Source organism: Actinoplanes sp. NPDC024001 (assembly GCF_040638955.1).
GTDB lineage: Bacteria > Actinomycetota > Actinomycetes > Mycobacteriales > Micromonosporaceae > Actinoplanes.
The window spans coordinates 76,106-91,494 of record NZ_JBEZZB010000017.1; the positions used below are offsets into that span (position 1 = coordinate 76,106).

General features: G+C 72.9%; 14 protein-coding genes. 10 read left to right on the forward strand and 4 right to left on the reverse strand.

Annotated elements, in window-relative coordinates; all coding sequences use genetic code 11:
- Positions 1 to 127 precede the first annotated feature (127 nt).
- The 5 genes from AB0F81_RS09545 to AB0F81_RS09565 all read left to right on the forward strand — a co-directional run bounded on the left by AB0F81_RS09545 (position 128) and on the right by AB0F81_RS09565 (position 6,846).
- The gene (locus AB0F81_RS09545; protein ID WP_360193655.1) at positions 128 to 1,111 is read left to right on the forward strand and encodes a carboxymuconolactone decarboxylase family protein; all 984 of its coding nucleotides are present in this window, start codon (positions 128 to 130) and stop codon (positions 1,109 to 1,111) included.
- A 10-nt stretch (positions 1,112 to 1,121) separates the two neighbouring features.
- A complete protein-coding gene (locus AB0F81_RS09550; RefSeq protein WP_360193658.1) occupies positions 1,122 to 1,541 on the forward strand; it encodes a DUF6220 domain-containing protein in 420 nt (139 codons plus the stop codon).
- On the forward strand, positions 1,538 to 3,277 hold the full coding sequence (locus tag AB0F81_RS09555) for a multicopper oxidase family protein (protein WP_360193661.1): 1,740 nt from the start codon (positions 1,538 to 1,540) through the stop codon (positions 3,275 to 3,277). Before AB0F81_RS09550 ends, AB0F81_RS09555 begins: the two co-directional genes overlap by 4 nt.
- A 73-nt stretch (positions 3,278 to 3,350) precedes the next feature.
- A complete protein-coding gene (locus AB0F81_RS09560) occupies positions 3,351 to 6,233 on the forward strand; it encodes a hypothetical protein (RefSeq protein ID WP_360193664.1) in 2,883 nt (960 codons plus the stop codon).
- Positions 6,234 to 6,498: 265 nt separating this feature from the next.
- A complete protein-coding gene (locus AB0F81_RS09565) occupies positions 6,499 to 6,846 on the forward strand; it encodes a hypothetical protein (RefSeq protein ID WP_360193666.1) in 348 nt (115 codons plus the stop codon).
- Positions 6,847 to 6,899: 53 nt separating this feature from the next.
- Here AB0F81_RS09565 and AB0F81_RS09570 read toward each other — a convergent pair whose 3' ends face one another.
- Positions 6,900 to 8,516: an FGGY-family carbohydrate kinase gene (locus AB0F81_RS09570; RefSeq protein WP_360193669.1), complete on the reverse strand. Its 1,617-nt coding sequence runs from the start codon at positions 8,514 to 8,516 to the stop codon at positions 6,900 to 6,902.
- 108 nt (positions 8,517 to 8,624) lie between these two features.
- Between AB0F81_RS09570 and AB0F81_RS09575 the strand changes: the two genes are divergently transcribed.
- From AB0F81_RS09575 to AB0F81_RS09590, 4 genes are read left to right on the forward strand one after another with little or no spacing between them, the layout of a single operon-like run.
- Positions 8,625 to 9,512 carry a patatin-like phospholipase family protein gene (locus tag AB0F81_RS09575; RefSeq protein WP_360193672.1) on the forward strand — a complete coding sequence of 296 codons (888 nt, stop codon included), beginning with the start codon at positions 8,625 to 8,627 and terminating at the stop codon, positions 9,510 to 9,512.
- A complete protein-coding gene (locus AB0F81_RS09580) occupies positions 9,509 to 10,705 on the forward strand; it encodes a macrolide family glycosyltransferase (RefSeq protein WP_360193675.1) in 1,197 nt (398 codons plus the stop codon). The genes AB0F81_RS09575 and AB0F81_RS09580 overlap by 4 nt, the downstream gene beginning before the upstream one ends.
- A 3-nt stretch (positions 10,706 to 10,708) precedes the next feature.
- Positions 10,709 to 11,161 carry a hypothetical protein gene (locus AB0F81_RS09585; RefSeq protein ID WP_360193678.1) on the forward strand — a complete coding sequence of 151 codons (453 nt, stop codon included), beginning with the start codon at positions 10,709 to 10,711 and terminating at the stop codon, positions 11,159 to 11,161.
- Complete coding sequence (locus AB0F81_RS09590; RefSeq protein WP_360193681.1) at positions 11,158 to 12,156, forward strand: hypothetical protein; 999 nt, start codon at positions 11,158 to 11,160, stop codon at positions 12,154 to 12,156. The genes AB0F81_RS09585 and AB0F81_RS09590 overlap by 4 nt, the downstream gene beginning before the upstream one ends.
- On the opposite strand, the gene AB0F81_RS09595 is transcribed toward AB0F81_RS09590, so the two are convergent.
- The 3 genes from AB0F81_RS09595 to AB0F81_RS09605 all read right to left on the reverse strand — a co-directional run bounded on the left by AB0F81_RS09595 (position 12,071) and on the right by AB0F81_RS09605 (position 15,091).
- Positions 12,071 to 13,237 carry a PP2C family protein-serine/threonine phosphatase gene (locus tag AB0F81_RS09595; RefSeq protein WP_360193684.1) on the reverse strand — a complete coding sequence of 389 codons (1,167 nt, stop codon included), beginning with the start codon at positions 13,235 to 13,237 and terminating at the stop codon, positions 12,071 to 12,073. The two genes, AB0F81_RS09590 and AB0F81_RS09595, sit on opposite strands and share 86 nt — an antisense overlap.
- Before the next feature lie 64 nt (positions 13,238 to 13,301).
- The gene (murQ, locus tag AB0F81_RS09600) at positions 13,302 to 14,219 is read right to left on the reverse strand and encodes an N-acetylmuramic acid 6-phosphate etherase (RefSeq protein WP_360193687.1); all 918 of its coding nucleotides are present in this window, start codon (positions 14,217 to 14,219) and stop codon (positions 13,302 to 13,304) included.
- The gene (locus AB0F81_RS09605; RefSeq protein ID WP_360193690.1) at positions 14,216 to 15,091 is read right to left on the reverse strand and encodes a MurR/RpiR family transcriptional regulator; all 876 of its coding nucleotides are present in this window, start codon (positions 15,089 to 15,091) and stop codon (positions 14,216 to 14,218) included. The genes murQ and AB0F81_RS09605 overlap by 4 nt, the downstream gene beginning before the upstream one ends.
- 48 nt (positions 15,092 to 15,139) lie before the next feature.
- On the opposite strand from AB0F81_RS09605, the gene AB0F81_RS09610 reads away from it, so the two are divergent.
- A complete protein-coding gene (locus AB0F81_RS09610) occupies positions 15,140 to 15,349 on the forward strand; it encodes a BadF/BadG/BcrA/BcrD ATPase family protein (protein WP_360193693.1) in 210 nt (69 codons plus the stop codon).
- Positions 15,350 to 15,389: the final 40 nt, after the last annotated feature.

The window sequence follows — 15,389 nt, forward strand, 5'->3', positions numbered from 1 at the left end:
GCCGGTCCCGGGAGGTCATCCCGCAACCGCGGTAGGTCCGGCGTACCGCGGCTGCGGTACGGGCGGCCGGCGAAGTGTCTGCGGCGGCACGACGTTTCGCCGGGCCGCCGCGACCAGCATCGACCGCATGGCATATCGATTCTTCACTCCCGCTCCGGCGCGGGCGGCGACCGGACGTGCCGCCCACGTCTACCGGCAGATGCGCGAGGACTTCATCGGGCCGGCGCCGGCGTTCCAGGCGCTCGCCGCCGTACCGGAGATCATGGCCCCGACCTGGGTGCTGATGCGCGAGGCGCTGCTGGCCGAGGGCGCCGGCCGCGCCGACCGTGAGGTCGTGGCAGCGGCGGTGTCGCGGGCCAACCGCTGCCGGTTCTGCGTCGACGCGCACGTGACGCTGCTGCACGCCCTCGGCGAGCACGAGGTGGCCGTGACGCTCGCCGGTGACGGCACACCGGCGCAGCCGTTCCGGGCCGAGCTGGTGGCGTGGGCCGCGGCCAGCCGCAACCCCCGGGCCACCGGATGGACCAGCCGGTACGGCCCGCAGCTCACCGGCACCCTGCTCGCCTTCCACTTCATCAACCGGATCGTGTCGGCGCTGCTCACCCCGGACCTGCTGCCCGGTGGCCTGCAGCGGCTGCCCGCGGTGCGGTCGGCCGGCGGGCGGCTCTACGCCCGGACCACGCGCGCGCCGAAGGAACCGGGCCGCGGGCTCGCGCTGCTCGACACCGGGGCGTCACCGGAGTGGGCTGCGGACAGCCCGGTCGGGGTGGCGTACGCGGCGCTGACCGAGGCAGCCGCCCAGGGCGCGCGGCTGCTCAGCGAGACCGCCCGCCGGACCGTCACGGCGACGGTGACCTGGGAGGACGGCAGACACCCGGAGCGGCCGGCCGAGTGGGCCGGCGAGCTGGTGCGGGGACTGCCCGGAGATGAGCGGGTCGGCGCCCGGATCGCGCTTCTCGCGGCCTTCGCGCCGGCGGCGATCACCCCGAGCGACGTCGGCCTGTGGCGGCTGACGCACCCGTCGGACGCCGACCTCGTCCGGCTCGTCGCCTACGGCGCGATCACCGCGACCGACCACGTCGCCCGGGCGCTCGCCCCGGCCCGTCACTGAGGAGACCACCATGCGCAGAGCCTTTCTCATCGTCACCGGAGTGCTGCTGGGCGTCTTCGCGCTCCAGTTCGTGTTCGCGGCGGTCGGCGCGTTCACCCGGCCCGGCGGCGACGGCGCGTATGCGCTGCACAGCATCACCGGGATGGCGGTGATCCCGGCCCTGTGCCTGCTCACGATCCTGTGCGCGGTACTGGCCCGGGCGCCCGGGCGGGTCGTCGGGCTGACGGTGCTGCCGCTCGGCCTGGTGATCCTGCAGGCGCTGATCGCCACGCTGGCGAACGCGTTCACCGACGCCTCCGGCGCCAGCACCACGGTGAGCCTGATCGTGGGCGGGCTGCACGCGGTCAACGGAATCATCGTGGTGCACGTCGTGGTCGGTGTCATGCGGGAGGCGCGGAAGCTGACCGCTGCGGTCCTGGAGCCGGCGTGACCACCGGATCGTTGCTGGCGTTCGACCTGGTCATCGCGGTGCTCGCGGCCGCCGGCTGGCTGGGCGGCGGGGCAGCGGCGGCCGCCGGGCAGCGCCGGGTCGCGCTGGGCGTCGCGGCGGGTGCGCTGCTCGCCACCCTGGCCGGGGCGGTCACGACGGTCCTGCTCGCCCGGGCCGGCTGGTGGTTCGCGGCGGAGAAGATCATCATCGGGGGGCCGCTGGCGCTCGCGGCGGTCCTCGCCGCCGCTCCGCGGCTGCTTCGGCCGCCGGCCGACATCCGGGCGGCGGCCGTGGCACTTCTCTTCGCGGGGTACGCCGAGACGGCCGCCCTGCTGGTGACGGTCCTCCATGGTTACCCGGTTTCGGCCGGGCCGGCGCTGCTGGCCGTCGCCGGAGTGGGTGCCGCCACCGCCCTCACGTGGCGTTTCCTCGGCCCGCGCCCGTCACCGGCGGTGTCGCGTGCGGCCGTCGCGGTCACCTTGGCGGCGCTGGTCACCGGCACCGGGCTGGCTGCGGCACGGGGCGGCGCCCAGGCCGTACATCATGCTCATGAACCTCGGGATGTGCCCAGCGTGGGCGAACCGACGAAGCGTTTCACCCTGACCGCCGGGACGGCCGTCGTGCCGGCCGGCGGCCGGGACGTGGCGGCCTGGGCGTTCAACGGGCAGGTGCCCGGACCGCAGTTGACCGCGACCGTCGGTGATGTCCTGGAGGTGACGTTGCGCAACCAGAACATCCAGCGGGGGGTCACGCTGCACTGGCACGGTTACGACGTGCCGAACGACCAGGACGGCGTGCCCGGCGTGACGCAGGAGGCCGTGCTGCCCGGGCAGGAGTTCGTCTACCGGTTCCGCGCCGACCAGGCCGGCACCTACTGGTACCACACCCATTCCGCCTCCGACCTGGGTGTCCGGATGGGACTGTACGGCGTGCTCGTGGTCCACCCGGCCCGCCCGGCCGGCGTCGAGGTGATCGTCCCGGTCCACACCCTCGTCGGCCACCCACTGCCGGCCCACACCGAACAGCGCGTCGGCGCGGGCACGCCGGTCCGGCTGCGGCTGATCAACACCGACAGCACCACCCATCGGTACGCCCTCGCGGGCACCCCGTTCCGGATAGCCGCGATCGACGGCTCTGACCTGCGTGCGCCCTCGCCGGTCGCGGAGACCGCTGTGCTGATCCCCGCCGGCGGCCGCTACGACCTGGTGTTCGACGCGCCCGCCTCGCCGGTGGCGCTCGTCGTCGACGGCCGGGTGGTGTGGTCGACCGGTGCGCTCGACGCTACGACTGCGAGATGGCCGGTGCTGGATCCGCTCACCTACGGCGACGCGGCCCCTCGGCCGTGGTCCCGTTACGACCGCGAGTTCACGCTCGTCCTCGACCGCGGACTCGACCTGAAGGGGTGGCTGCCGCGCTACGCCCAGACGGTCAACGGCGCGGCCGACCCGGACATCCCGTCACAGGTCGTGCGAACCGGGGAGATCGTCAAGCTGCGGATCGTCAACCGCTCGCTGGAGGTGCACCCGTGGCACCTGCACGGTCATCACGTGCTGGTGCTGTCCCGCGACGGAACCCCGGCCACCGGCAGCCCACTGTGGCTGGACACCTTCGACGTGCGGCCCGGTGAGGTGTGGGAGGTGGCCTTCGCCGCCGACAACCCGGGCATGTGGGCCAACCACTGCCACAACCTGCCGCACGCCGACGCCGGCATGACCCTCCACCTGACATACGCGTGACTCGCCGCCGACCTTTACCATGCCGAGTTCATCCTGGGACGGCGGTGACACTCGGCATGATCTAGAAATAGCCATGCGCCGTCTTCTCGTCGTGCTCGTGCTGCTGTCGCTCGGCGCCTCCTTGGCGTACGGGCTGGACGGCGCCCTGCGACTCTCCTCGGCACCGGCGAACGTGATGGCCGAGCCGGTGAGCCTGGCGCCGCGGCACACCGCGGTCCCCGCCCCGATCGGGTCGGTGACGCTGAACCGCCGCTCGCACCGGCTCGACGTGGCCGCACGAGCGGTCACCGACGTCGCCACCGGCCGCGGCGTGCTCACCGTCACCGTCGAGGGCGACGACGACAGCGAGCGGTACCGCCTGGACCGCACCGCCGCCGGTCTCACGCTGACCGCGGCGGGCGAGGCCGGCGCCGTGGCCGGCCTCTACGCGATCGCCGACCGGATCCGGTCCGGGCGGCCGGTCACCACCGGGACGGTGACGCCGAGGACCGGGCTGCGGCTGACCGACGCCGGCTCGGTCGGCCGCGACGACGACCCGGCCGGCTGGCGATCCGGCACCGACTACTCGCTCAACTCCGACATCGTCACCGGCGCGCTGCTGCCGCGGGCGCCGTGGGTCGACCCGGCCGCCGTCGACCGGGTCGCCGCGCAGTTCCGGCAGTTCATCGACCATTCCGCGGCGCAGGGCTACAACGGCGTGGTGGTGCCCGGCTTCCTGGAGTACGTCACGTTCGACGGCCACGGCGTCTACCCGGCCGGTGATCCGCACGTCGACCGCGCCCGGGCGATGGTGGCGGCGTTCGCGCCGGTCTTCCGCTACGCCGCGCAGATGGGCATGCGCGTCTACTACATGACCGACATGCTGGCGCTCTCCGGCCCGCTCGACGCCTACCTGAAGAAGCAGGACGACCAGTGGGCGATCTACCAGGCCGGCCTGCGCGAGCTGTTCGCGAGCATGCCGTTCGCGTCCGGCCTGATGATCCGCGTCGGCGAGGGCGGCTCGGCCTACCAGGCGGCCGGCTGGGACTATTTCTCGCGCATCGCGGTCACCACGCCGGACCAGGTCCGCGCGATGCTGCGCGCCTTCCTCGCGGTCGCGGCCGAGACCGGCAAGGACATCATCTTCCGTACGTGGACGGTCGGCGTCGGCGCCGTCGGTGACCTGCACACCAACCCCGACGCGTACGAGGAGGTGCTCGGCGACGTCCGCGACCCGCACCTGATCGTCTCGACGAAGTTCACGCTCGGCGACTTCTACAGCCACCTGCCGCTCAACACCACCCTGGAGGTGGGGGAGCAGCGGCGGATCGTCGAGTTCCAGGGTCGGCGCGAGTTCGAGGGGTTCGGTTCGCTGCCGAACGACCTGACCGCCCTGCACGCCGCCGCCCTGCGGCAGTTGCTGGCGCGCAACCCGCACATCGAGGGCGTCTGGCTCTGGACGCAGGACGGCGGCCCGCTGCGCGCCGGGCCGCGCACCCTCTACCTGCGGACCGGGTTCTGGCAGCTCTACGACCTGAACGCGTACGCGATGGGCCGGCTGGCCCGCGACCCCGGCGCCGACCCGGGGGAGATCACCGCCGACTGGGTGCGCCAGATGTTCTCCGAGGATCCCGCGACGATCGCCGCGATCTGCCGGATGTTCGCGCTGTCCCGCGAGGCGGTGACGAAGGGGCTCTACCTCACGCCGTACGCGGACCACTCGGTGAAGGCGCTCGGCCTGGAACCGCCGCCCATGATGTGGATCTTCGAGTGGGACATCGTGACCGGCGACTCGTCGGTGCTGAGCAGCATCTACGCGCTCACCCGCGGCCACGTGGACGAGGCGGTCGCCGAGGGTGAGCGGGCCGTCGAGGTGGCCCGGGAGCAGCACGCCGCGGTCACCGCCACCGACCCGGTGAACTGGCGCGACCCGGACCTGCGGGCCGAGGTGCTGGCCTCGCTCGACTACCAGAACGACCTGTACGCCACGCTCGGCGCCTACCGCGCCATGTTCCTGCGGCGTGCCCAGTGGCTGGACACCGGTTCGGCGACGGCCCGTGAGCAGTGGCAGGCCGCCTCCGCCGAGTACGAACGGGCCCGCGACCGTTACGTGCGCGGCTGGGGCGGCGACCCCGGCCTGCCCGCCTACAACTTCGAGGCGGCCGACCTCGGCTCGCAGCGGTTCGACCGGGACCCGGCGATGGCGATCCTGGCCCGCGTCCTGCTCGGCCTGCTGCTGGTGTCGATGCTGGTGCCGTGGCCACCGCTCCGCGCCCTGTGGCGCGCGGCGCTGATGCCCTGGCGGGCACCCGCCCCGCAGACCCCGACCCGCACCGCGCGCTGGGTGGCGATCCTGTTCCCGGCGGCCGTCCTGCTGCTCAGCCGCGAGATCCACACCTGGTTCGCCGCCCCGTCGCACCTGCTGGTGACGCTCGGCTGCTGGGCCGTCTTCGCCCTGGTGGCCCGATGGCTGGTGCGCGGCCGCGACCCGTACGCGCTGTGGACCGTGATCGGCGGTGTGGCCCTGCTCCGCTCGGTGGTCCTGCTGGCCGTGCTGGCAGTCCGCGGCCCCGGCTACTACTGGTTCCAGTTCTGGACCGACCCCACCGCGAGGTCCGCCTACGTGACCGTGGCCTTCGCGGCTTTCGCCTGGCTCTTTGTCGCCACCGGCTCGGTCCTGCGTGCCCACTACGGCTGGTCCCGCCGCCGCGTAGCCGGCGCCGTAGTCCTCACCGCCGGCGCTCCGGTCCTGACCGTCGGCGCGCTGCTGTGGTCCGCCGGGCTGGAGCGCGCACTCAGCACCTGGAACGACCAGATGGCGCTGCTGCCGTGGGGCCTGCACCGCATCCTGGGCATCGTGACGTTCCTGGAGATCCCCCCAGCGCTGCCCCTCTGGCTGACCACGCTGGGCGCGGCCCTCACCGTCCTCGGCCTGCTCACCCTCAGGCTCGGCCGTCCAGGGGAAGCGGCGGCATAGCGGCCACCTGGGCGGAGAATGCCACTTTCGGGGAATGGTCACCTGGTGAACGGCCGAAATACGGTAGGGCGATCCGGGTGTCTTCGCTCTTCAGGTAGCGCTTTCTTCCGCGCAGTCGTCGGACTCTCGCGGACCCTGGAGTACTGCTGCCAACTGGCAGTACTCGATCAATGCTGCCGTACTTTCTGATCTACCTCTGTTGAATCAAGCTCCGCCTGCTTCACCTGAGTTCTCGCAGTTGGCGCGGTCCTCAGCTTTTCCAGTCATGGGACTGGTCGAGCTGAGCCCTGCGCCCCTCGACCAGCGGAGTCGAGAGGATCTCAGGAGAATGCTCATTGAAGGCGCAGCCATCGCAGCGATAATTGCTGGGCTGTCTCGGCCTGCGCAAAATATAACCATTGCCCGGATGGCCTTCCGTGACGCGAAGCCGGAGGACCGGCCCGCGATCATCGAGGCGTTGGCCAAGACCCGTCAATTCGGCCTGTGGTCCAAACCGGAGTGGTCGCGGATCAAGCGGACCCGGAAGGCTCGGCAGGGTACCCCGGCCATCGAGCAGATCCAGCCGGCTCCCGAGGGAGAGGCCTCCGATACTCCAGCAGGAGATCCGTTCTGACCTGCTGGAGCAGCTGGGGCGGTACCGGGCGGTGGCCCGGTACCGCCGGGCGATCAGCTGTGATCGACCGCTGCCTGCTGGACCGGCAGGGCGGCGACGTAACGCTCCATGAAAGCGTTGAACCCCGCCACATCCGCCGGGGCAGGCTCGGCCGTGTCGAGCTCGGCGCCCGCGAAGACCGAGGTGGTCAGGAAGTCGTCGAGGCTCTGGCCGGGGGTGCGGTTGACCAGGAAACCGGCCAGGACCGCGATGCCCCAGGCGCCGCCCTCGGAGGCGAGGTTGCCGACCGAGACCGGGGTGTTGATGGCGGCGGCGAGCAGATTCTGCGCCACGCCCTCGGTCTTGAACAGGCCGCCGTGGGCGAACATCCGGTCCAGCTGCACCGACTCGGCCTTCTGCAGCACGTCCATGCCGATGCGCAGGGTGGCCAGCGCCGCGTACAGCTGGGTGCGCATGAACGTGGCCAGCGTGAGGTCGCTGCCGGGCGTACGGAAGAAGAGCGGCCGGCCCTCGTGCAGCTTGGTGATCGGCTCGCCGGAGAGGTTGTTGAAGGCCATCAGGCCGCCGCCGTCAGGCGCGCCGTTCAGCGCCGACCGGAACAGCGTCTCGAAGATGGTGGAGCTGTCGCTCTGCACGCCGAGCGCCGCGGTGAACTCGGCGAACAGGCCGGCCCAGGCGTTCAGCTCGCTGGCGCCGTTGTTGCAGTGCACCATCGCGACCAGGTCGCCGGCCGGGGTGGTGACCAGGTCGATCTCCGGGTGCATCCGGCTGAGCTCGCGGTCGAGGACGATCATCGCGAAGATGCTGGTGCCGGCGCTGACGTTGCCGGTGCGCCGGGCGACCGAGTTGGTGGCGACCATGCCGGTGCCGGCGTCGCCCTCGGGCGGGCAGAGCGCCGCGCCGGGCTGCAGGGTGCCGCTGGGGTCGAGCAGGCGGGCGCCGGCCTCGGTGAGGGTGCCGGCGTTCTCGCCGGCGGGCAGCACGGCGGGCAGCAGGTCGGCGAGCTTGAGCGGGACGCCGCGGCCGGCCACGAGCTCGTCGAACTGGCCGAGCATGCGGGCGTCGTAGCCGCCGGTGGCGATGTCGATCGGGAACATGCCGCTGGCGTCGCCGACGCCGAGCACCTGCCGGCCGGTCAGCTGCCAGTGCACGTAACCGGCGAGCGTGGTCAGGTGGGCGAGGCGGCCGATGTGCTCCTCGCCGTTGAGCACGGCCTGGTAGAGGTGGGCGATGCTCCAGCGGTGCGGGATGTTGTAGCCGAACAGCTCGCTCAGCTGCTCCGAGGCGTCGCCGGTGTTGGTGTTGCGCCAGGTGCGGAACGGGGTGAGCAGCTCGCCGTCGGCGTCGAAGGCGAGGTAGCCGTGCATCATCGCCGAGACACCGAGCGCGGCGGTGGAGCGCAGCTCGGTGCCGTGACGGCGGCGCACGTCCTCGGCGAGTGAGGCGAAGCAGGCCTGCAGGCCGGACCAGACCGCGTCCAGGGAGTAGGTCCAGGTCCGGTCGACGTACTGGTTCTCCCAGTCGTGGCTGCCGACGGCGATCGCCGCGTGGTCCGGGCCGGTCAGCACGGCCTTGATCCGGGTCGAGCCCAGCTCGATCCCGAGGGTGGTGCGGCCCTGGTCGATCGCCTCGCGGGCGTCAACCGGCGGCCGTGCATCCGTGTCAGTCATGGTCATTTTCTACCTCACGCCCGGCGTCGTCAGACCAGGTGTACCCGCTGCGTGGCGGTGTGACCAGCGCGGTGTCACAGTTCGGGCGGCCGCTCGGTCGATGAGGGCATGAGTGAGACGCGTGGGTTGCGCGGTCTGCCTCGTCCGGTGGCCGCGGTGGTGGGTGGCGGTGGCGTGCTCGGTGCGGCGCACGTCGGGGTCGGTTACGCGCTGGAGCAGTGCGGCTTCGTCCCGGACCTGATCGTCGGCACCTCGGTGGGTGCGCTCACCGGGGCCATCGCGGCCGCCCACCCGGACAGTGCCGCGCCGTGGCTGGACAGGGTGTGGAGCCGGTTGCGCCGCCGGGACGTGTTCCCGCTCGGCTACCCGCGTTCGCGGGCCAGCCTCTGCGCGGACGGCGGCCTGCGCCGGCTGATCGCCGAGGCCGGGCTGCCGGCGCGGATCGAGCAGTTGCCGGTCCCGTTCACCGCGGTGGCGATGGACCTGGTCACGGGCGCGGAGACCCGGCTGGACCACGGCGGCCTGGAGTCGGCGCTGCTGGCCAGCGCGGCCATCCCGGGGATCCTGCCACCGGTGGTCCGGGACGGGCGGACGCTCGTCGACGGTGGGCTGATCGCCTACGTACCGGTCCGGGCCGCGCTGCAGGCCGGGGCCGCGAGCGTGGTCGTGCTGTCGATCGGCCCGGAGAGCTGGCCGCTGCGGCCGGTGACCACCCGCCGGCGGGCCGGCGCGATCGCCGCGCGCGCCGGGCTGCTCATGTTCCACCACCAGATCGAACGTGACCTGCACGAGGTGTCCCGGGACATCCCGACCGTGGTGCTGCCGACCGGCATCGAGACCTGGCCGGCCCCGTGGGACTTCGGCCACGCGCGGCGGATGATCCGCACCGCGTCCGCGGCGGCGGGCGCCTTCATCGACCGGCTGCACGTCAGCGGGCCCGGGCTGTACCGGGTCGACGCCCCACCCCTTCCCCTCGTATCGGAGGCCAGCCCGTGAGCACCATCGCTTTCCTCAACATCGGCATGCACGGACGCGTCAATCCCACGCTGCCGGTCGTGACCGAGCTGATTCGCCGTGGGCACACCGTCCACTACCACACCACGCCCGCGTTCCAGGCGGAGATCGAAGCCGCCGGCGCGACCGTGCACCTGTACCCGGGCGGCGACCTGCCGCTGCCGGACCCGCCGACCCCGCTCACCCTGCTGGAGGGGCTGGCCGGGGCTTCTCTCGAGCTGCTGCCGGCGGTTCTCGCCGACCTGCGCGGGATCCGGCCCGACCTGATCGTGCACGACTCCGCCTGCCCGTGGGGTGCGGTCGCCGCCGGTGAGCTGCACGTGCCGGCCGCGTCGTCGTTCACCACGTTCGCCTACGGCCGGCGGGCGCCCAGCCCGACTCGGCTCTCCTGGGATCTGCTGGTCGCCGCGGCACAGCGGCCGGGCAGCGCCCAGCGGTACCTGCGGTCGCGGTGGGAGCTGTCGCGCCGCTACCGTACGCGGGGGTTGCCGCTGGTCGACCTGGGCAACATCCGCCAGCCACTCAATCTGGTCTTCACCTCGAAGGCGTTCCAGATCGCCGCCGCCGATTTCGGCCCGTCCTACCGGTTCGTCGGTCCGAGCCTCGGCTCGCGCCCGGCCGACCCGTCGTTCCCGCTCGACCGGCTGACCGACCCGGTCCTGTACGCCTCGCTCGGCACCGTCTTCAACGCGGACCCGCGGGTGCTGCGGACGTTCGCCACCGCCCTCGCCCCGCTCGGCGGCACCGTGGTCGTCTCCACCGGCCGCACCGATCCGGCCGAACTCGGCCCGCTGCCGGGCAACGTGCTCGCCCGCCACTCGGTGCCACAGCCGGAGCTGCTGGAACGGGCCGCCCTGTTCGTCACCCACGGCGGGATGAACAGCGCCAACGAGGCCCTGTACGCCGGTGTCCCGATGCTCGTCGTCCCCCAGGGCGCCGACCAGCCCCTGGTCGCCGCCCGCGTGGCCCGCCTCGGCGCCGGCCTGGCGATCCGCCCGCAGGACGTCAGCGTGGAGGCTGTCCGGTCCCGCGCCGAGCGGCTGCTCGCCGAGCCGCGGTTCCGGGCCGCCGCGAGCACGGTGCAGACCGTCCAGCGGCACGCCGGTGGCTTCCGCGGCGCCGCCGACGAGCTCGAGCGGCATCTGAACGCCGCGTTCCAGCCGTCGCGGGGCTGACCGATGTCGTTCACCGTGGTCGTTCTGCTGCTGCTCGCCGGGCTGTCCGAGTCCGCCGGCCGGGTGCTGCCCGTGGTGGCCCGCCGGTCCGGCGCCTCGCGCGGCGGGGCGATCGGCCTGATGCTGTTCGGCGCCGTGGTCGAGGCCACCGTGTTCGCCGTCTGGCCGCTGCTCGCGTGGACCCTCGCCGGTTCCGCGGGCCCGCCGCTGACCTGGACGCCGGGCCTGATCGCCCCGCTGCTGCTCGCCGCGATCCTGGCATTTCCGCTGCTCGGGCCGGCGCTGCACCTGCTGCTGCTGATCGGCGTGGGCGTCGGCCTCGCCGGCGCCCTGGAGAGCGAGGCGGCCGGCTGGTGGGTCGCGGTGGCCGGGGTGGGACTCGCGCTGACCGTCGAGGGGGTCCGCCGGCTGGTCGGGCGGGTCACCCGGATCGCCGTACCGGAGCCGCTGACATGACCGACTTCGCGCTCGCGCTGCTGCTCCTCGGGCTCGGCCCGGTCCTGCTGGCCGAGGCCCTGCTGGCCCGCTACGAACTGTTCGCCTACACCGCGGGCTGGCGCCGCCCGGGCACCGAGCTGCCGACCGGCGTGCCGTACGCCCGGGGCGCCGACCCGGACCGGCCACCGGACGCCTACCTGGTCTATCTGGACGGCATCGGCAAACGCCGGTTCCGCGACACCCGCGACGGCGGCCGCCTGGTCCGGTCGGTGCTCGACAAGGCGCCCGAGCTGCGGGTGCTGGGGCAGGTGCTGCCCTATTCGCCGCTGGCCGATCCGCTGGCCGACCGCCGGGTGTGGGCGTGGCTGCGCCGCCGTGCCGGGCTGCTGCTGTTCCTGCACAACGTGATGCAGATCTTCATCGCCGCCGACCGCCGGTACCGCCCGCTCTACAACCGGGCCGTCGGCTCGCAGATCGCCGAGCAGCTCCGGCTCGCCGGGTATCAGCGGGACAGCGGGATCCCGGTGGTGCTGCTCAGTTACAGCGGCGGGGCCCAGCTCGCCACCGGCGCGGTGGGGGAGCTGTGGGCGCAGCTGCGGGCCCCCCTGTGGCTGATCATGCTCGGCGGGTTCCACAACGGCGCCAACGACCTCGGCCCGATGGAGCACCTCGACCGGCTCACCAGCAGCGCCGACTGGATCGAGCGGGTCGGCGGCTGGATCTTCCCGCCGCGCTGGCGGCTGGTGCGGTGGAGCGGCTGGAACCGGGCTGAGCGGGCCGGGAAGATCGCGGTGCACCGGCTGGACCCGGCCACCCACGTCGGCCCCGGCGGCTACATCAGCCCGGAGGCCCGGCTCGCGGACGGCCGCAGCCACCTGGACCGGACCGCCGACGTCGTCATCGAGATCGTCCGGAGCCGGACAGTCCTCAATGGTGCCGGCGCCACTGGAGCATCGCGGCGGTGGCGTCGTCCCGCAGCTCGCCCTCCTCGTAGGACACAATCGCCTGGATGAGCTGGCGCATCATCTCCGGCGCCGGGGTGCCGCGGTGCAGGGCGGTCAGCATGAAGTCGCTGAGCCGCTCCACCCCGAACAGGGTGCCCGAGGCGTCCCGCGCCTCGGTGATGCCGTCGGTGTAGAGGACCAGCGTGTCGCCGGCCTCCAGCTGCTGCTCGATGACCTGCGGCGGCCGTGCCAGCATGTGGCCGAGGCCGAGCGGCAGCGCGTTGGGCGTGGGCAGCGCGGGCAGGGCCCGGCCGCCGCGCAGGAACAGCTCGGCGGGGTGCCCGGCGCTGATCCGCCGGTAGCTGCCGGTCGCCATGTCCAGTTCGGCCACCAGCGCGGTGACGAAGGCCCCCGGGTACTGCGCGCGGATCCACTTGTCGATCGACCGGCAGGTGTCCAGCAGCGACAGCCCGGACCGGCGGGCGTTGCGGTACGTGTTCAGGGTGAGCGTGGTCAGCGCACTGGCGCTGATCCCGTGACCGACCGTGTCGAAGAGCGCCACGTGCAGGACGTCGGCGTTGGCCGCGTAGTCGAACGCGTCGCCGCCCACCTCGTAACAGGGCTCCAGCACCGCGGTGACCATGGTCCCGTCGACGGCGAAGGTCAGCGGCGGCAGCTGGTTCCAGATGATCTCCGCGGCCAGCTGCATGGGCATCCGCCGCCGGGTGTGCTCGACCGCGTCGCCGTAGAACCGCCGGCTCGCGATCAACTCGGCGACCAGGGCGGCGATCACCTCGATGTCGTGCCGGGTGGACTCCGGGGGATAGGCCTTGAACCGGAACTCCAGGACGCCGAGCCGTTCGGCCCCGTGCAGCAGCGGCAGCCAGAGCAGCCCGCCGTCGCTCTGCTCGATCCACTGGTGCTGAGCGGTGGTGAAGGCACGCCCGGCGAGCGTGCCCTCCACCGGCACCGTGCCGGCAGTGTCCAGGGTGGTGCCGCGCAGCGGCTGCAGCGACACCTGCCCGTAGTCGACGAGCAGCACCGTGGCGGCCTCCGCCTCCAGCAGCGGCGCGGCCGAGGCGAGCACTCGCGGCAGGTCCTCGGCCCGACCGCGGTGCCTCAGGTCCATGAGCCGGCGGACGGCCTCCATTGACGCGAGCATCGCATCCCATCCAACCCGCCCGGCGAGGATGCGGCAATGCCCAACCCGCGCCTCAGGCCACGTGGTGATCGAGTAGCCGCAACGCCCGGTGCACGTGCCCGCGGGTCGCCGCGAGCGCCTCGCCGGCCGCTTCGGCTCCGGCGCCGGTCAGCAGCATGACCACCGCCACCTTCGCGTCGCCGCCGGCCGTGAGCAGCGCATCCCGGCAGCTGGTCAGGTCGGCGCCGGTCGCCTCGGCCAGAATGCGCAGCTGACGGTCGCGCAGCTTGGCGTTGCTGGCCAGCATGTCGGTCATCAGATTGGAGTAGGTGCGCCCGAGCCGCACCATGGTCGCCGTGGAGAACGCGTTGAGCACCAGCTTCTGCGCGGTGCCGGCCTTCATCCGGGTGGACCCGGTGAGCACCTCCGGCCCGGTGTCCGGCGCGACGTGCACGTCGACGCCGGCGGCGATCGGCGACGCCGGGTTCGCCGACACCAGCACGGTGCGCGCGCCGCGAGCGCGCGCCACGGTCAGAGCGGCCCGGACGTACGGCGTACGCCCGCTGGCCGTGACCCCGACGACCAGATCGCCCTCCACGACGTCCTGAGCCGCCGCCGCCCCGGCCTCCTCGTCGTCCTCCGCGGCCTCGGACGGGTGGGTGAGCGCCCGCGGGCCCCCGGCGATGTGCGCCACCACCCGGCCCGGCTCCAGCCCGAACGTGGGGATCAGCTCCGCCGCGTCGAGCACCGCGATGCGCCCGGACGTGCCGGCGCCGACGTAGTGCACCCGGTATCCGCCGGCGAGCGCCGTCACCGCCAGCTCGACCGCGATGGCGAGGTCGGGCAGCACCCCGGCGACCGCGACCGGTACCTCGCAGTCCTCGGCGTTGATCAGGTGGAGCAGGTCCAGCGTGGTCATCCGGTCGATCGCGGCGCTGCGCGGATTACGCTGCTCGGTCCGGGACAGCGGGACCTCGTCGACGGGCCTCACCCGCGCCTCCGGTCGGTGCCGATGCGCCGGCCGCTGACCGCCGCGTACGTGGAGTCCAGCGCCGTGCGGGTCTGCTGGTAGGTGCGCTGGGCGACGCCGACGAACACGCAGTCGATGACGGTGAGCTGGGCGAGGCGGCTGGCCATCGCGCCGGAGCGGAAGGTCGTCTCGCGGGCCGCGGTGGTCAGCACCAGGTCGGCGACCCGGGTGATCGGCGACTTGGGGAAGTTGGTCAGCGCGACGGTGTGCGCCCCGCGCTGCCCGGCCAGAGTGAAAGCGTCGATGGTGTCGCTGGTGGTGCCGGTGTGCGAGATGCCGAACGCCACGTCCCGGTCGTCGAGCAGGGCGGCGCTGGTCAGGGCCAGGTGGGTGTCGCTCCACGCGTACGCCACCCGGCCGATGCGGAACAGTTTCTGCTGGAAGTCGGTGGCCACGAAGGCGCTCGCGCCGACGCCGTAGATGTCCACCCGGCGGGCGCCGGCGACCAGGTCGACGACCTGTTCGAGGACCGTGATGTCGATCTGCGAGGCGGTCTCCTCGACCGCGCGGGCGTCCGCGAAGGCGATCTTCTTGACCACCTGGGCGAGCTCGTCGCCCTCGCTGATGTCGCTGCCCACCGGCTCGTCCGGCTCGATCGCGCGGCCGGCCTCGGCGGCCAGGGTCAGCCGCAGCTCGGAGTAACCGGCGAAGCCCATCGCCCGGCAGAACCGGATCACCGTGCTCTCGCTGGAGCCGGCGCGCTCGGCGAGGTCGGTGATGGTGAGCCGGGAGGCGGTGGCCGCCTCGTCGATGATCACCTGGGCGACCCGCTGTTCGGCCGGGGACAGTGACGGCAGCAAACCGCGAGCTCGTACCACCGTTTCAGCTGTCATGGAAAAAAGCTTCCTTTGCTCGGCGTCGGCGGTCAATATTCTTCACTCATGAAGACGATGGTGGTCGGGGTCGATGCGGGTGCCACGACCACGCGGTGTGTGGTCGCGACCGCCGAGGGCGCCGTGCTCGGCCGGGGTGTGGCCGGCGGCGCGAACCGTAACAGCAGCGGCGGCGAGGTCGCTGCGGCGCTGGCGGCGGCGCTGACCTCGGCGCTGGGCGCGGTCGATCGGAGCGAGGTGCGCCCTGACACGTCGTGACGCTTCTCAGGTCGGGTAAATCCATCAAGCGCCGCCGCCG